This window comes from Erythrobacter sp. HA7-11, from assembly GCF_055693605.1.
Genome location: NZ_JBVFUF010000002.1, coordinates 200,364 through 214,732, shown reverse-complemented (window position 1 = coordinate 214,732; position 14,369 = coordinate 200,364). Strand labels below are relative to the sequence as shown.

Sequence of the window (14,369 nt, the reverse complement as noted above, 5' to 3'; positions counted from 1 at the left end):
CTCCAATGTCCGGCCCGCGTATGATCGCGGGCAAGCTCTTCAGAGCGCTGTAAGCTTGGGCTTAGTTGCCGCCGCGAGCAGCGTCTTGCTCGTAGCTGACCTGCGCTTGTGTCTCTACCATATAGGGAATCGGATTGACCGCAACCCCATCGATCCGCACTTCATAATGCAGGTGAGGTCCAGTCGAACGGTACGGTCGAACCGACGTAGCCGATGATATCGCCTTTGCGCACACGCTCTCCGGCGGCGACGGCCAGCTTTGACATGTGAGCGTACCGTGTTTCGAGATCTGCACCGTGATCGATGCGGATGTAAAGACCGTAGCTCGAGAACCACTGCGCCTTGCCGACGATCCCGTCAGCCGTCGCGTAAACCGGCGTTCCGGTCGGAGCAGCGAGGTCTACACCGTTGTGCTTGCGACGCTTGCGCAGAACCGGGTGGTTGCGCATGCCATAACCGCTGGTCAATGTCGCGCCGCCCAGAGGCATCCGCGAAGGGATAGCAATCGAAGGCTGCGGCGCGGGCGCGCTCGGCCCTGCTTCATCGAGCGATTCCCAGCTGGCAAACAATTGACGGAAGCGTACATCGCCCGATGTCAGATTGTCTTCTTGCGCAGCGCGAAGCGGCTCCGTGACATCGACCGCAGCGGTGTTCGCTGAGGTGTTAGCAGCAGCAGGCGAAGCAGCGACTACAAAAGTCGCGCTCAACGCGCTGGCAACTGTTTTGAATGTGCGACGCTGCAAAAGCGTGTTCATATTGGACCCGGCCCTTTTTTGAGGCAAAGTTCTGCCTCGGCTTGTGGAAAAGGGTGTCTTCCAGCCGAAATGTTAAAGAGCAACTTCGGAATAGAAGTCTCGCGATAGACCGGCTGCAAGACGCGCTGAGTCGTTGAATGGAGGCTTAAGTGAGCCCCGAAAGTAAGACTTTACTAACCATTTCCAGAGCGATTCTGGCGATTTCCCCTGGGATTTGGCCAGTGCGATAAAGTGCTTGGTCCCAAATGCGACATGGCGAATCTCGTCGTCAAGTATGCGTTCAAGAATTTTTGCGCCGTTCTCATCGCCCGCTGCTCGCACTCGTTCCAGCGTCGCCGGTGTGACGTCGAGACCGCGCGCCTCCAGCACCATCGGAACGATTGCCAAACGCGCTGCGACGTCATGCTTGGTCGAAGCAGCTGCCTCCCACAGACCGCCATGTGCCGGCAGCGCGCCATAATGACTGCCGAGCGTCTTCAGCTTTCGATCGAGCAGCGCGAAATGCATCGCTTCATCTGCTGCAACACTGAGAAAATCGGAAACGAATTGCTCGCCCATTTCCTCGCCAAAGCGTCCGGCCATATCGAGTGCGAGGTCGATCGCGACGAACTCGATATGTGCGAGGCTGTGCCACAAGGCGACGCGCTTCGCCTCCGACCCGCCTTTGCCGCGCTTGGGCATTTGGTTGGGTGGCAGCAATTCGGGATGCTCGGGCCGGGCGGGCTCGTCGGGCATCTTCGCGGCGAATTCAAACGCGAGGTCGCCCTTGCGCCAGTCGCGTACCAATTTGCGAGTGGCAAAGCATTTGGCAACCGGTTCTGCCGTGAGCAATGCCTCGCGGATCGCAGCAGAGAGGCTGGTTGAAGGCATGGTCAGAAGGCTATCGCTTCAAAAGTGACGTCAAAGCGTCTTGGCTGCCGCGAGCACTTCTTCGGCGTGGCCTTTGACCTTCACTTTATTCCAGACTTGCGCGATTTTTCCGTCCGCGCCGACCAAATAGGTGGTGCGGACCATGCCCATATAGGTCTTTCCGTACATCTGCTTTTCAGTCCAGATGCCGAGCGCATCCGACAGGCCGCCTTCTTCCGCATCGGTCGCGAGCGGCGTGGTGAGATCGTGCTTGGCGATAAAGTTCTGGTGCTTCTTCGCGCTATCCTTGCTCACGCCGAGCAGCTCGACACCAGCTTTAGCGAATTCGCCTTTAAGCGCAGTGAAGTCCTTCGCCTCGGTCGTGCAGCCCGGCGTGTTGTCTTTCGGGTAAAAGAAGATGACGAGCTTCTTGCCTGCGAAATCGGACGGCTTGACCGTCCCGCCATCGGGTGTTCCCATTTCCATATCGGGCATCGCATCACCAACACCAGCAAAATCGCTCATTCTTCAATCTCCAATTTGCATCCGAGAATCGCGTCCCAGCTGCGCGCGACCTCTTGCCGCGCCTCGGTAAGACCTTGCAAGAGATTGTCATAGCTTTCCGCATTGCAAGCCCGGGCCAAGGCCGCCGCGGCGGCAGGCGGCGGTTCTTTCCCGTCAGGTGCGAGCAAGCGGCCTGCGACGAGGAACCGCGTCATCAGATCATAGGCGTCGATCATGGCGCGCGGGATGACGTCTGCTTCGGTGAGCATCGGCAGCGCGACGGCAAAATCAGGATCGAGCGCTTGTCCATCGCGCAATTGCAGGAAGTGGATCAGGAATTCGTAGTCAACCAGGCCGCCGCGCAGCAGCTTGATATCGAGAGGGCCGCGCGCAGGCTTATGCTGCGCCATTTCGCTACGCATATGGAGCACGTCTTCGCGCAGCTTGTCGGGATCGCGCTCTTGGCACAGCACGCCGAGAACAATCGCATTGAGCTCATCACGCGCGGCATCAGAGCCGACCAGAACCCGCGCTCTGGCCAAGGCCATATGTTCCCAGGTCCAGGCGGCTTCGCGCTGATATTTTGCAAAAGCAGAAAGGCTCACCGCGAGCGGTCCCTGATTGCCTTGCGGGCGCAATCTCGTGTCAACCTCATAGAGCGCGCCTTGCGCGGTAGGCACAGATAGAGCTGCGCTTATGCGGCTTGCCAAACGGTTGAAATAGAGCGTCGCGCCGAGCGGCCTCCCACCATCGGATTCGGCACTAAAATCGCCTGAAAACAGATAGATAATGTCCAAATCGGATGCGTGCGTCAGCGCCCCACCGCCCAGCCGCCCCAGCCCTAACACGCAGAGCTCGTTTTCAGCGATCACGCCGTGCACACGGGCAAATTCCCGGCCCGCAGCCTCCGCTGCCACCTCCAACGCGGCCTCCGCCACACGCGACAGGGCCGCGCCAATCGCCAGCGGGTCCGCCAGCCCCTCAATCAATTGTACACCCAGCGCAAAACGCGCTTCGCCGGTCAGCACCCGGATGCAATCGAGCTGCGCTTCGTAATCATCGCGCGCTGCCCCGCGCCGCATCCGCTCGGCAATCTGCGCCACCGTCCCCGGTAGCTCCAAGGCGCTTTCATCAATCAGCGCATCGAGCAATTCAGGCCGCCGCGCCAGCTCGTCCGCCAACATCGGAGACAAAGTCAAAGCCCCTACCAATTGCTGCAACAGACGTGGGCGCGCAGCAAGCAAATGGAACAGATTGATCGCCGACGGAGCGCCGGCCAGCAGACTCTCCCACCGCGTCAGCGCGCGCTGCGGATCATCCGCCTCGGCCAAAGCATCGACCAGTTTCGGCTGTAAAGTATCGAATGCCGCCAGCGCCTCATTCGATCGCAAGCATTGGTAGCGGCCATCGCGCCAGGCAGAAATCCGCCCCGCAAGCTCATCAGGATCGGCAAAGCCCAGATCGCCCAACCGCTCGGCCAACTCAGGCTTTTGCGGCGCGACCGGAGCTGGCGGAGCGGAACTCACCGCATCCCCGATCAACGCATCATAGGCCGCACCGACCCTATCAGTGATCTCTTGCAGCTCCGCCACCAGAGCCGCGCCATCAGCCAGCCCATCGAGCCGCGCAACCCCATCCAGCGCCTCCCCGCGCGGCAGCACGTGCGTCTGGCGATCATGCACCATCTGCAGCCGGTGCTCGATCACGCGTAGGCGACTATAGGAAACCCCGAGCATGTCGGCGGTATCCGCCTCAATCCGCCCCGACAGCGCCAAGGCATCGAGCGCATCGCGCGTGCCCTTCACCCTCAGGCTCTGATCACGCCCGCCATGGATCAGCTGATGCGTCTGCGCATAAAACTCGATCTCGCGAATGCCCCCGCGCCCGCGCTTCACATCAAAGCCCGGTCCCGGTGTTTTCGTGCCCTCATAATTTGCGCGGATCTGCGCGGTCAGCCGCCGGATCTCTTCGATCGCGCCAAAATCGAGCGCCTGTCGCCAGACAAACGGTTTCACTTCGTCGAGAAACTTTTCGCCCGCCGCGATATCGCCCGCCGCCGCGCGCGACCGGATATAGGCTGCGCGCTCCCATGCCAAAGCCGCGCTTTGATAGTGCGACAGCGCCGCACCCTGCGCCATAGCCAGCGGCGTGACCTCGCTCGCCGGGCGGAGCCGCAAATCGACCCGGAATGCAAACCCTTCAGCGGTGTTCTCCGACAGCAATTTTACGACACCGCGTGCATATCGCGCCGCTGCTTCGCCCGGATCATCGCGCGCTCTTCGCGGCAATGTCTTCGGATCGAACAGCAGGATCGGATCAATGTCGGAGGAATAATTGAGCTCGTACGCGCCCTGCTTGCCTAGCGCCAGCGCATAGAAACCATCGGGCGACGCGCCTTCGACCCGCTCATCTATCACCTGCATGATCGCACGGTGCAGCGCCCGGTCGGCGCAATCAGAAAGCTCGCGCATCACGCGCTCCAGCGTGAAAGCTCCAGCCAGATCGCCCACGCCGAGCGCCACCGACAAGGCAACACGCTCACGCCGCAAGGCTGCGCCCAGATCGGGCGCATCGTCCCCTGCACCTTTGGCCCAGACAATCGCACCTTCGCCATCGCCACTCACCAGCAAGTCGGCGAGATCGGGCATGCGCTCCAACCCGCGCACGAGGAAGGGCGAATGCGCGTTTGCGCGCGACAGTGCGCTGTCCCAATCGGGTGATCCGCCAAAGTGCATTGCGCGCTCCATACGCCGCCTCATGGCGCGCGAAGCCCCTTGCTGCAAGCATGACGCCAGCAAGCATCACACCTTGCGGGCGCGGGCGCGCTCTGCAAAGGATGCGCGCAGAATTCTGGATGAGAGGAATCACCTGAAATGATCAAACAAGCCTTGAAGCTTGGCACGATTGCCGCCTGTGCATTGGCGCTGACCGCGTGCGACAGCATGCCGTCGCTTGGCGGTGACAGCGCACCTGCGCTCGACATTCCCGAGGTTGAACCCGGAGAATTGTCCGAAGCGACCATGAAAGACATCACCCGCGAGCTGTCGAGCGACGAGTTCGAGGGCCGCATGCCCGGAACCAAGGGCGAAGAGCTGACCGTCGCCCTGCTGACCGAGCGCTTTGAAGCCGCAGGCCTGCAACCGGGCAATGGCGACAGTTGGGTGCAACAGGTTCCGCTGGTCGAAATCACCGGCAAGAATTTCGCCCCGCTCACCATCACCAATGGCGAGACCGATCTCGTCTATGATTTCGGCAGCGAATGGGTCGGCGTGACCTATCGCGAGGAAGCGCAGACGCAGCTCGCCAACAGCGAAATGGTGTTCGTCGGATACGGCATCAACGCGCCAGAGCGTGACTGGAACGATTACGAAGGCGTCGATGTGACGGGCAAGACTGTGGTCGTGCTGGTCAACGATCCCGACTATGAAACAGACGGGCTGGAAGGCACGTTCAATGGCCGCGCCATGACATTCTATGGTCGCTGGACCTACAAGTACGAGGAAGCTGCACGCCAAGGCGCAGCCGCAGTCCTCATCGTGCACGACACCGAACCGGCCAGCTATGGCTGGAATGTTGTCGAGAGCAGCTGGTCCGGACCACAAGCCTACGCCGCGCGTGGTGAAAACCCGCCGCCGCTCACCACCATGAATGGCTGGGTCCAGAAGGAGGTCGCTCGTGAAATCCTCGCCGCAGCAGGTCAGGATCTCGACGCGCTGACCGAAGCGGCGAAGACGGAAGAGTTTGAAGCAGTTGAGCTGGGCATGACCGCCTCGACCAGCTTTGCAAACGACATCCGCACGTTCGAATCGCAGAACGTGATCGGCATTCTGCCGGGCAGCGAAGCGCCGGATGAATATGTCATTCACACCGCGCACTGGGATCACCTGGGCCGCTGTAAGCCAGCGCCTGATGGCGATGACATCTGCAACGGCGCGGTCGACAATGCGACCGGAACGGCGGCGCTTGTCGCTCTAGCCGAAGCGCATGCCAAGGCAGGCGCACCCAAGCGCAGCCTCGTCTTCCTTGCTGTGACGGCTGAGGAATCGGGCCTGCTTGGCGCGTATTACTATGCCTCCAACCCCGTCTATCCACTCGATCAGACGGTAGGCGGCATCAATATGGATGCGTTTCAGGTTGCTGGCCCGGCGAAGGACGTGACCGTCGTTGGCCCGGGCAAATCGCAACTCGACCTGTTCATGGAAGCCGCTCTGGTTGCCGATGGCCGCACCGCGACGCCCAATCCGAAACCGGAAGCAGGCTATTATTATCGCTCTGACCACTTTGCTTTTGCCAAGCAGGGCGTGCCAATGCTCTATATCGACGGCGGTGAAGACCTCGTCGAAGGCGGAACCGCTGCTGGCGCTGCGGTGGCGAAGGACTATACCGAGAACCGCTATCACGGGCCGAAAGACGAGTTCAACGAAGAGTGGGACTGGTCTGGCGTGATGGGCGATTTGCAATTGTTCTATCGCATTGGCCGGATGATGGCGGAAAGCAGCAGCTGGCCAAACTGGAACGAGGGTGACGAGTTCAAGGCCACCCGCGACGAAAGCTGCGCCAGCGCCGAAAAGGGCTGCTGAGCTTTTCGATCTGACTGACTAGCGAGAGCCGGTCCATGACCATCCGTATGCAACCTGAATGGGCACCGCAGGACTGGTTGTGGATCGGCTTTCCGCATTTGGCCGAGGAATGGCCAGGCGTGCTGGAGCGCGCGCAGGAGCAAATCGCGGGTTTTGCCAATGCTGTTGCGGCGAGCGGACAGGCCGCGCGTCTGCTCGTGCGAGACGATGCCAATGAGGCGCGAGCGCGCGAGCTGGTTTCGAGCGCAGTGTCGCTCGAGCGGCGCGTCTTTGGCGATGTCTGGCTGCGCGACACTGGACCGCTGGTGCTCTCCGATGGATCGGCGCGGCGCTTTGGCTTTAACGGCTGGGGCGGCAAGTATGAGATGCCGGGCGATGAAAGCATCGGCGCAGAGCTGGCGCGTGAAGCTGGACTGCCGCTCGAGACATCGCCGATGGTGCTCGAGGGCGGCGCGGTGGATGGCGATGGCACGGGGTTAGTTGCGACGACCGAGCAGTGCCTCCTAAACCCCAATCGTAACCCGGGTATGAACCGCGCGGAGATAGAGGCCGAGCTTGAGCGGATGCTGGGTTTTGATCGGGTGCTGTGGCTGGGCGAGGGTCTGATCAACGATCACACCGATGGTCATGTCGACAACCTTGCGCGCTTTGTCGCGCCGGGGCGGCTGGTCGTGCCGCAAGCGACGGGCGAGGATGATCCAAACGCGCACATCTATGCCGATGCGAAGGCCCGCGCCGAAACGTTCGGGGTCGAGGTGGTCTCGATCCCTTCGCCGGGTCGGATCGAGCGCGATGGGCAGGTTGAACCCGCGAGTTATGTCAATTTCGCGATCACGACGTACCTCGTGGTGGTGCCGACCTTCGGCTCGCCGCATGATGAGGCGGGCGTGGCGGCGATTGCGGCGCTCTTCCCGGATCGCAAGACGGTTGGCCTGCCTGCCGATGCGGTTTTGGCTGGCGGCGGCGGATTTCACTGTGCCAGCCAGCAAATGCCCTCGCACGGCCAATAGGGTTAATCTTAACCGGTCGTTAGGGTTTGGCCGCGAGAATTGCAGGCATGAGCAAAGCCATCGCCCTCACTCGCAGCAAGGTCCTCGACCATCAGCTTGATCTGGTGCGCGGCGTGATCGTGCTGGCCTGCGGCGCGGCGCTGATCCTCGCCGGTCAGCCGCTCCCGCTCTGATCCCGCATTTGTAACCGCCGGGCGCCTTTGCGCGAACTCTTTCTCACACGTTTGAGAAGAGAAATTCGCCTATGTCCAAAAGCCTTATAGCCGTGGTCGGCGCGACCCTCGCGCTCGCCTTTGTCCTGATTAGCGGGGCAGACAGCAGACCCGCGCGCGCTGCCCCCGAGCAAACCGGTACCCTCGGCGAGCCTGTCCTGCTTGAGCTCTTCACCAGCCAGGGCTGCTCTTCCTGTCCGCCCGCCGACCGCGTCGCAGCAAAACTGGCGCGCGAACCCGGCCTCGTCGTGATCTCCCGCCCGGTCACCTATTGGGACTATCTCGGCTGGAAAGACTCGCTCGCCCGCGAAGCAAACACCACGCTCCAGCGCGCCTATGCCCGCAAGGGTCTGTCCGGGTATAACGGCGTCTACACTCCGCAATTGGTGGTCGATGGCAAGCTCGGCGAGGTTGGCTCACGCGAAAGGCACGCGCAGCGCCACATCATGCTCGCCCAGGGCGCGCAGAGCGCCGCGATCCGCATAAAGAGAGCAGCCAATGGCGACTATGGCATCGGACTGGCCGGAGAAGCGCGCGGGCCCGCCGAGCTGATCCTGCTCGCGGTTTCGAGCGAAGAGGAAGTCGCGATTGGGCGAGGCGAGAACCGCGGCCGCACGATCACCTATACCAATGTCCTGCTCGGCGAGACCAAGATTGCCGATTGGAACGGCGGCAAGACCACCGCCGTCCTGCGCTCGCCCCAGATGCTGCACAGCCGCGCGGACAAATATGCGCTGGTGCTGCGTGAGCCGGGCGGCGGGCACGTACTCGCCGCGCGCTGGATCCCCTAAATCAGGCGGATCAGAGAAGCCGCCGCTGCCGCAAACAGCACCAGGCCGACAAACACGCGCCAAGCCGTATCACTGACTTTGCCGAACGCCAGCCCGCCAAGCCAATTGCCGATAATCACCGCGGGAAACAGGCCTAGCGACAGCGCGAACACGCTGAGATCGACCACGCCCGTCACCGTGCCCGAAACAATCGCCGCGATTGATGCAGCGGTGAAGATCAGCAGCATTGACGGCTTGGCCACGTCGCGCGGGATCGCCCGCCCGACATAATAGGGCACCACCGGCGGTCCCGGCATGCCGGCAAACCCGGTCAGCAGCCCGCTGGTTAACCCCGTCAATCCGGTCTGCACCGGGCCGGGCACAGCCGCCGATCTTTGCGGCAAGAGCATCAGGAAAAACGCCGATAGTCCCACCAGCGCGATCAGCAAACGCGCGATGTCCGGCGGCGTGATTGCGAGCAGCAACAGTCCTGGCGCCGTCGTGATGGCGACCAATCCACTGATCACCCAGGCCGAGCGCTCGGCATCGCGAACCAGCCGCCTGATCTCAAGCAATCCGATAAACAGCATCAGGAAATTGCCGATCATCACCGCTTCGACCGGGGTCATGGCCAGCGCCAGCACCGGCACAATCAGGATTGCCAAGCCAAAGCCCGCCAGCCCGCGCACAAAGCCCGCAGCGGTCGTCGCAGCGACCGCAACGCCAATCTGCAGCCAGCTGAACCCCTCAAGGAGCTCCATTCAGTTGCTGGACCGCGAGAGGATCAGCCAGACCGTCACCGCGTGGACCGAAGCAATCATCAAATTGCTCTGCACCACCGGATTGCCGAGCGTGCCCACGGTAATCGGCGTCATCAGTTTGTAGATGATCTGTACCAGCAACAAGGCCGCAACAGCCGCAGGAACGGGCTTGAAGAGCAAAGCCGCCGAAGCGATCAGGATCGCGCCATAAACCGCAAGCAGAATTCCGCGCGCCGGAGTGTCAGCGCCATAGGCATCCGGCACCCACGAAGCCGATGTCGCCATGCCGTATGTCACCGGCACAAGCACGGCGATATTCAACAACAACGACACGATGATCATGATCTTCACCGGCGAATGTCCATGAACAGACTAACCCCGCAAATCGGGCGGGGTTCCGGCCTCTTTGATCAGAGCCACCGCCTCTTCGACCGGCAGCACGCGTTGATCTTTCTCGCCGAGCGTTCGCAGCGCAACCGTGCCTTCCTCCTGCTCGCGCTTGCCGACGACCAGCATGTAAGGAACCTTGGCGAGAGAATGCTCGCGCACCTTGTAATTGATCTTTTCGTTGCGAAGGTCCGCTTCGGCGCGCAGGCCAGCCGCCTCTAGCTTAGAGAGCGTCTCATTCGCATAGCCATCGATGTCGGACACAATCGGTGCGACCACCGCCTGCGTCGGAGAGAGCCATGCGGGCAGGCGACCGGCATAGTGCTCGATCAGAATGCCGATAAAGCGCTCATACGAACCAAATATCGCGCGGTGCAGCATGACCGGGCGATGCCGCCCGCCATCTTCACCCACGTAAGTTGCATCAAGCCGTTCGGGCAGCACGCGGTCGCCCTGGATCGTGCCGACCTGCCAGGTGCGCCCGATCGCATCGGTCAAATGCCATTCGAGCTTCGGTGCATAAAATGCGCCTTCGCCGGGAAGCTCTTCCCAGCCGAACTCGTCGTTCATCATGCCCGCTTCGGCGACGGCATCGCGCAATTCCTGCTCGGCCTTGTCCCAATCCGCGTCCGAACCGAGCCGCTTTTCAGGACGCAGCGCGAGCTTGATTGAAAAGTTGAAGCCAAAGTCTTCGTAAACCTCGGCGGCGAGCTTACAGAAAGCGCGCACTTCCTCGACCACTTGGGCTTCGGTGCAGAAGATATGCGCATCGTCCTGCGTGAACTGGCGCACCCGCATCAGGCCATGCAACGCGCCGTGCGGTTCGTTGCGGTGGCAGCAGCCCATCTCGCCCAGCCGGATCGGCAGGTCGCGGTAGGACGTGATGCCTTGCTTGAAGACCAGCACGTGCGCCGGGCAATTCATCGGCTTGATCGCCATCCAGTCTGCGTCATCGGCGACTTTGGGTGAGGCAGCTTCGTCTTCGGATTCCACATTGGGCACGATGTCGGGCACCGCGAACATGTTCTCGGCATATTTGCCCCAGTGACCCGACTGGGTCCATTGCCGCACATCCATCAGTTGAGGCGTCTTGATCTCGCGGTATCCGCTGCCATCCATCTTGCGGCGCATATACGCTTCGAGTTCACGCCAGATGCGATAGCCCTTCGGGTGCCAGAAGACGGAGCCGTGCGCTTCTTCCTGCAAGTGGAACAGGTCCATCTCGCGGCCCAATTTGCGGTGATCGCGCTTGGCCGCTTCTTCCAAGCGGTGAAGGTGTTGTTTGAGCTGTTTCTTGTTGAGCCAGCCAGTGCCGTAAATGCGCGTGAGCTGAGCGTTGCGCTGGTCTCCGCGCCAATAGGCTCCGGCGACGCGCATCAGCTTGAAAGCGTCGGGGTCGAGTTTGCCGGTCGAGGCCAAATGCGGGCCGCGGCACATATCGAGCCATGCGCCCTCTGAGCGCGGTTCGCCCGACCAATAGACGGTCAGTTCCTCGTCTTCAGGCAGTTCCTTGGCCCACTCGGCCTTGAACGTCTCGCCTTCCGATTCCCATTTCTCGATCAGCTGTTCGCGTGACCATGCCTCACGCACGAGCGGCTTGTCCGCCTTGATGATTGCGCGCATTTTCTCTTCGATCGCTGGCAGGTCTTCGGATGAAAACGGCTCGCGCGTATCGGGCGCCTTCACGTCATAATAGAACCCGTCATCGGTCGCCGGGCCAAAGGTGATCTGCGTTTCGGGATAAAGCGCCTGCACCGCCTCGGCGAGCACGTGGGCGTAATCGTGGCGCACCAACTCGAGCGCGTCTTCCTCGTCGCGGCTCGTGATCAGCTCCAGCTCGGCATCACCATCGAAGGGGCGCATGATGTCGCGCACCTCGCCGTTCACGCGCGCGGCCATCGCGGCTTTCGCAAGGCCTGGACCAATCGCGGCGGCGACATCGCCGGGCGTTGAGCCTGCGGGCATTTCGCGCGTGGTGCCATCGGGCAGGCTGATCTTGAGCAGTTCGGTCATCGTTGCTTCCGTTGTCTTTGCGAATGCGCCCATGACACAGCCACGCGCGCGCTTGAAGAGCGGTGTCTTACTCGGGGGTGATTTTTCGGGAAGCTGACACCGGCGCCGCCCGAAAGTGATCTTCGGGGCGCGGCGTGTGTCTGGATCAGACCAACAGCAACCGGCCCCGGAAAACCGGGGTGGTGATAGTTGTGGTGGTCGTCACACGGTTGGCCATGAGCGCGAGATAGCGACGCACGGCGGGAATGTCACCCACATAGAGCGAGAGCATGCGGGGGCGGAAAGGGTTGGTTCCATATTGGAAAGTTCACTTGACATTCGCGCGAATCAATGACAAGTATGCTTTCCATAGTTGAAAGGGAACTTGTCAAATGACCACAATTCAAAAATCCATCCTATGGGCGGCCATCATCATCGCTGCGACACTCCTCACCTCAGGATTGGGCATGAGCGATGGCGGTTCGTTCGCTGTCGTTATGGGCCTTTCAGGCGCGGCCTATGCCTCGATCTATTCCGGCAAACGTTGCGTTCGGGGCTGTATGTAATGAACGAGAAGACACCTCGGTCGGTCAGCCTTTGCCTTGGCGCGGCGATCTCTTCGGTGATCAGCGCCTTTGCCCTGCTGTTCCTATGGAAATCGGACGCGATCGGGACCACCACCGCTTACATCCTGGCAGTTGTGCCCGTCAGCCTGATGATCTTTTCCTTCGTCAAGACACTGACCAGCGCACGCCAGGGCGGCAAGGCCGCGCATCGCTATTTGACGCGTATGGCGCTGACCATGGCGTTCTATCTCATCACTCTGTTCTTGGCGGAGCATTTTATCGAAGAAGTCGGCGTGACAGGTCCAGTCGCGGTGCTGCTGGCGTTGTTGCCCGGCCTCTCCTTTGCAGGCGTCGTGTGGATTTTCGGCGCGCTGATTGTGGAAGAGCAGGACGAGTTTTTCCGGCTGCTTTACGTCCGCCAAGGGCTGATCGCGACGGGTGTGTCCTTCACGCTAGCGGCGATCTGGGGTTTTCTTGAAACCTACAACATCGTTGAGCCGGTCGCAGCCTTTTGGTGGCCGGTGCTCTGGTGTGCCGGCATCGGGCTCGGCGCAATCGCGAACAAAGTGAAATACGGCACTTACGGAGAGATCAGATGAGCTATCGTTCGCCTGCAATGGGTCGTTACATCAAGCGGCTCACATTTTTCATGATCATCTACGTCGCCTTGATCTTCGGTGTCGGATTCCTGTTCCGCCTGAACCCTCCATCGGGTGCCCTGGCCTACGCAGCGGCGATCCTGCCAGCGCTTCCGATTTTGGGTGTGTTCTGGACAATTTTCCGCCTGCTTGTCGAAGAGCCTGACGAATTCTGGCGCATGATGCTGGTTCGACAGGTGTTGATTGCAACCGGGTTCTGTCTGTGCGTGATGACGGTCTGGGAATTCCTGCAGAATTACGAAGTTGTTCCGCCGGGCACGAACGGGTTCGGCACGGCGTTCTTCTGGTTCGTTGGGCTTGGCGTCGGCGCCGTCTGGAATGCGCTCAGCATGCGGCGCGAGGCGGCGGAAGAATGAAGAACCGCCTGAAAGTGCTGCGCGCCGAGCGCGACTGGAGCCAACAGGATCTGGGCGACCGGCTTGGCGTCTCGCGGCAATCGGTGAACGCGATCGAGAAGGGCCGCTACGATCCTTCGCTGCCGCTCGCATTCAAGATAGCCGACGTATTCGGCCTGACCATCGAAGAGATTTTCGAACGAGAAGGAGCGGACCAATGAGACTGTTTGCCAGCGTCGCTGCGGCGCTAACACTTGTCACCGCGACACCCGCAGCGGCAGGTGACACAAGCCAAAGCTGCCCGCCCTATGAAGAGCTCGGCACTGGCCCTGACCTGGTCCTGACGCCGGGACTTGGGTCGGCGCCAGCGACATGGAACACTGTCAAACAAGCACTGAGCGAGAAGTACACCGTCCATCTCGTGCACGTCGCAGGGTTTGCCGGGCGCGAGGCCAATGGGCCGCCAGACACCATCATCGACCGGACGACTGAAGAGATAATTGCCTATCTCGATTGCAAGCAGATCGACACAACGCTGTATGCGGGCCATTCGCTAGGGGGATTTCTCGGCCTCAAACTGGCAAGCGAGGCCCCCGAGCGGGTGGAGCAGTTGGTGATCGTCGACTCTCTGCCGTTCTTCCCGCTGATCTTCGCGCCAACGGCAATGCCCGATCTTGTAAGGCCGCAAGCCGACGGCTTTCGCGCACAAATCCTAGGGCAAAGCGACGAGGCGTTCTTGGAAAGTCAGCAAGCGGGTGTGCGCAGTCTGGTCCAGAGTCCCGAGCACCAAAGCCTTGTCGCCAGCTGGACGGTTGCAAGCGACAGAGACACCTTCGCCAATGCCATGCACGCGCTGATGACGACCGACCTCCGTACCGCAACTGGCGGAAATCGATACGCCCACGACAGTGATTGCTGCCGCCAATCCCTTTGCACCGCGTGCGCGGGTCGAAGCGCTTTACGGGGACGCCTATGCAGCGCTTGATGGG

General features: G+C 61.2%; 16 protein-coding genes. 9 read left to right on the top strand and 7 right to left on the bottom strand.

The window, feature by feature from the left end:
- Positions 1–161 precede the first annotated feature (161 nt).
- The 4 genes from ACZ1GU_RS01265 to glnE form a co-directional block, all read right to left on the bottom strand.
- A complete protein-coding gene (locus ACZ1GU_RS01265) occupies positions 162–755 on the bottom strand; it encodes a M23 family metallopeptidase (RefSeq protein ID WP_472646330.1) in 594 nt (197 codons plus the stop codon).
- A 72-nt stretch (positions 756–827) separates the two neighbouring features.
- Positions 828–1,625: a ferritin-like domain-containing protein gene (locus ACZ1GU_RS01260; protein ID WP_472646329.1), complete on the bottom strand. Its 798-nt coding sequence runs from the start codon at positions 1,623–1,625 to the stop codon at positions 828–830.
- Between the two features lie 30 nt (positions 1,626–1,655).
- Positions 1,656–2,129, bottom strand: coding sequence for a peroxiredoxin (locus ACZ1GU_RS01255; protein ID WP_472646328.1), 474 nt, complete (start codon positions 2,127–2,129; stop codon positions 1,656–1,658).
- The gene (gene glnE, locus ACZ1GU_RS01250; RefSeq protein WP_472646327.1) at positions 2,126–4,867 is read right to left on the bottom strand and encodes a bifunctional [glutamate--ammonia ligase]-adenylyl-L-tyrosine phosphorylase/[glutamate--ammonia-ligase] adenylyltransferase; all 2,742 of its coding nucleotides are present in this window, start codon (positions 4,865–4,867) and stop codon (positions 2,126–2,128) included. Before glnE ends, ACZ1GU_RS01255 begins: the two co-directional genes overlap by 4 nt.
- A gap of 114 nt (positions 4,868–4,981) precedes the next feature.
- On the opposite strand from glnE, the gene ACZ1GU_RS01245 reads away from it, so the two are divergent.
- The 4 genes from ACZ1GU_RS01245 (at position 4,982) to ACZ1GU_RS01230 (ending at position 8,701) form a co-directional block, all read left to right on the top strand.
- Positions 4,982–6,688, top strand: a complete 1,707-nt coding sequence (locus tag ACZ1GU_RS01245; protein WP_472646326.1) for a M28 family metallopeptidase — start codon at positions 4,982–4,984, stop codon at positions 6,686–6,688.
- Positions 6,689–6,723: 35 nt separating this feature from the next.
- Entirely contained in the window at positions 6,724–7,698 is a 975-nt protein-coding gene (locus tag ACZ1GU_RS01240) for an agmatine deiminase family protein (RefSeq protein ID WP_472646325.1), read from the top strand.
- 47 nt (positions 7,699–7,745) lie between these two features.
- The gene (locus ACZ1GU_RS01235; protein ID WP_472646324.1) at positions 7,746–7,871 is read left to right on the top strand and encodes a hypothetical protein; all 126 of its coding nucleotides are present in this window, start codon (positions 7,746–7,748) and stop codon (positions 7,869–7,871) included.
- Between the two features lie 71 nt (positions 7,872–7,942).
- Positions 7,943–8,701, top strand: coding sequence for a DUF1223 domain-containing protein (locus tag ACZ1GU_RS01230; RefSeq protein WP_472646323.1), 759 nt, complete (start codon positions 7,943–7,945; stop codon positions 8,699–8,701).
- On the opposite strand, the gene ACZ1GU_RS01225 is transcribed toward ACZ1GU_RS01230, so the two are convergent.
- Genes ACZ1GU_RS01225 through thrS form a run of 3 tightly spaced genes read right to left on the bottom strand, consistent with a single transcriptional unit; the run spans position 8,698 to position 11,841 of the window.
- Positions 8,698–9,441, bottom strand: a complete 744-nt coding sequence (locus tag ACZ1GU_RS01225) for a TSUP family transporter (RefSeq protein WP_472646322.1) — start codon at positions 9,439–9,441, stop codon at positions 8,698–8,700. The genes ACZ1GU_RS01230 and ACZ1GU_RS01225 overlap by 4 nt on opposite strands.
- The gene (locus ACZ1GU_RS01220; protein WP_472648670.1) at positions 9,442–9,783 is read right to left on the bottom strand and encodes a hypothetical protein; all 342 of its coding nucleotides are present in this window, start codon (positions 9,781–9,783) and stop codon (positions 9,442–9,444) included.
- Positions 9,784–9,813: 30 nt separating this feature from the next.
- Positions 9,814–11,841 (bottom strand): threonine--tRNA ligase, encoded by a 2,028-nt coding sequence (gene thrS / locus ACZ1GU_RS01215; protein WP_472646321.1) that lies wholly within the window; start codon positions 11,839–11,841, stop codon positions 9,814–9,816.
- A 371-nt stretch (positions 11,842–12,212) separates the two neighbouring features.
- Here thrS and ACZ1GU_RS01210 point away from each other — a divergent pair, with 371 nt between their 5' ends.
- Genes ACZ1GU_RS01210 through ACZ1GU_RS01190 form a run of 5 tightly spaced genes read left to right on the top strand, consistent with a single transcriptional unit; the run spans position 12,213 to position 14,365 of the window.
- A complete protein-coding gene (locus tag ACZ1GU_RS01210; protein ID WP_472646319.1) occupies positions 12,213–12,386 on the top strand; it encodes a hypothetical protein in 174 nt (57 codons plus the stop codon).
- Entirely contained in the window at positions 12,386–12,985 is a 600-nt protein-coding gene (locus tag ACZ1GU_RS01205; protein ID WP_472646318.1) for a hypothetical protein, read from the top strand. Before ACZ1GU_RS01210 ends, ACZ1GU_RS01205 begins: the two co-directional genes overlap by 1 nt.
- Complete coding sequence (locus ACZ1GU_RS01200; RefSeq protein ID WP_472646317.1) at positions 12,982–13,401, top strand: hypothetical protein; 420 nt, start codon at positions 12,982–12,984, stop codon at positions 13,399–13,401. Before ACZ1GU_RS01205 ends, ACZ1GU_RS01200 begins: the two co-directional genes overlap by 4 nt.
- Positions 13,398–13,601, top strand: a complete 204-nt coding sequence (locus tag ACZ1GU_RS01195; RefSeq protein ID WP_472646316.1) for a helix-turn-helix transcriptional regulator — start codon at positions 13,398–13,400, stop codon at positions 13,599–13,601. Before ACZ1GU_RS01200 ends, ACZ1GU_RS01195 begins: the two co-directional genes overlap by 4 nt.
- Positions 13,598–14,365 (top strand): alpha/beta fold hydrolase, encoded by a 768-nt coding sequence (locus tag ACZ1GU_RS01190; protein WP_472646315.1) that lies wholly within the window; start codon positions 13,598–13,600, stop codon positions 14,363–14,365. Before ACZ1GU_RS01195 ends, ACZ1GU_RS01190 begins: the two co-directional genes overlap by 4 nt.
- Positions 14,366–14,369 lie beyond the last annotated feature (4 nt).

Coding starts and splice junctions, on each gene's coding strand:
- ACZ1GU_RS01265 (WP_472646330.1), bottom strand. CDS start 755: ATGAACACGCTTTTGCAGCGTCGCACATTCAAAACAGTTGCCAGCGCG.
- ACZ1GU_RS01260 (WP_472646329.1), bottom strand. CDS start 1,625: ATGCCTTCAACCAGCCTCTCTGCTGCGATCCGCGAGGCATTGCTCACG.
- ACZ1GU_RS01255 (WP_472646328.1), bottom strand. CDS start 2,129: ATGAGCGATTTTGCTGGTGTTGGTGATGCGATGCCCGATATGGAAATG.
- glnE (WP_472646327.1), bottom strand. CDS start 4,867: ATGAGGCGGCGTATGGAGCGCGCAATGCACTTTGGCGGATCACCCGAT.
- ACZ1GU_RS01245 (WP_472646326.1), top strand. CDS start 4,982: ATGATCAAACAAGCCTTGAAGCTTGGCACGATTGCCGCCTGTGCATTG.
- ACZ1GU_RS01240 (WP_472646325.1), top strand. CDS start 6,724: ATGACCATCCGTATGCAACCTGAATGGGCACCGCAGGACTGGTTGTGG.
- ACZ1GU_RS01235 (WP_472646324.1), top strand. CDS start 7,746: ATGAGCAAAGCCATCGCCCTCACTCGCAGCAAGGTCCTCGACCATCAG.
- ACZ1GU_RS01230 (WP_472646323.1), top strand. CDS start 7,943: ATGTCCAAAAGCCTTATAGCCGTGGTCGGCGCGACCCTCGCGCTCGCC.
- ACZ1GU_RS01225 (WP_472646322.1), bottom strand. CDS start 9,441: ATGGAGCTCCTTGAGGGGTTCAGCTGGCTGCAGATTGGCGTTGCGGTC.
- ACZ1GU_RS01220 (WP_472648670.1), bottom strand. CDS start 9,783: ATGATCATCGTGTCGTTGTTGTTGAATATCGCCGTGCTTGTGCCGGTG.
- thrS (WP_472646321.1), bottom strand. CDS start 11,841: ATGACCGAACTGCTCAAGATCAGCCTGCCCGATGGCACCACGCGCGAA.
- ACZ1GU_RS01210 (WP_472646319.1), top strand. CDS start 12,213: ATGACCACAATTCAAAAATCCATCCTATGGGCGGCCATCATCATCGCT.
- ACZ1GU_RS01205 (WP_472646318.1), top strand. CDS start 12,386: ATGAACGAGAAGACACCTCGGTCGGTCAGCCTTTGCCTTGGCGCGGCG.
- ACZ1GU_RS01200 (WP_472646317.1), top strand. CDS start 12,982: ATGAGCTATCGTTCGCCTGCAATGGGTCGTTACATCAAGCGGCTCACA.
- ACZ1GU_RS01195 (WP_472646316.1), top strand. CDS start 13,398: ATGAAGAACCGCCTGAAAGTGCTGCGCGCCGAGCGCGACTGGAGCCAA.
- ACZ1GU_RS01190 (WP_472646315.1), top strand. CDS start 13,598: ATGAGACTGTTTGCCAGCGTCGCTGCGGCGCTAACACTTGTCACCGCG.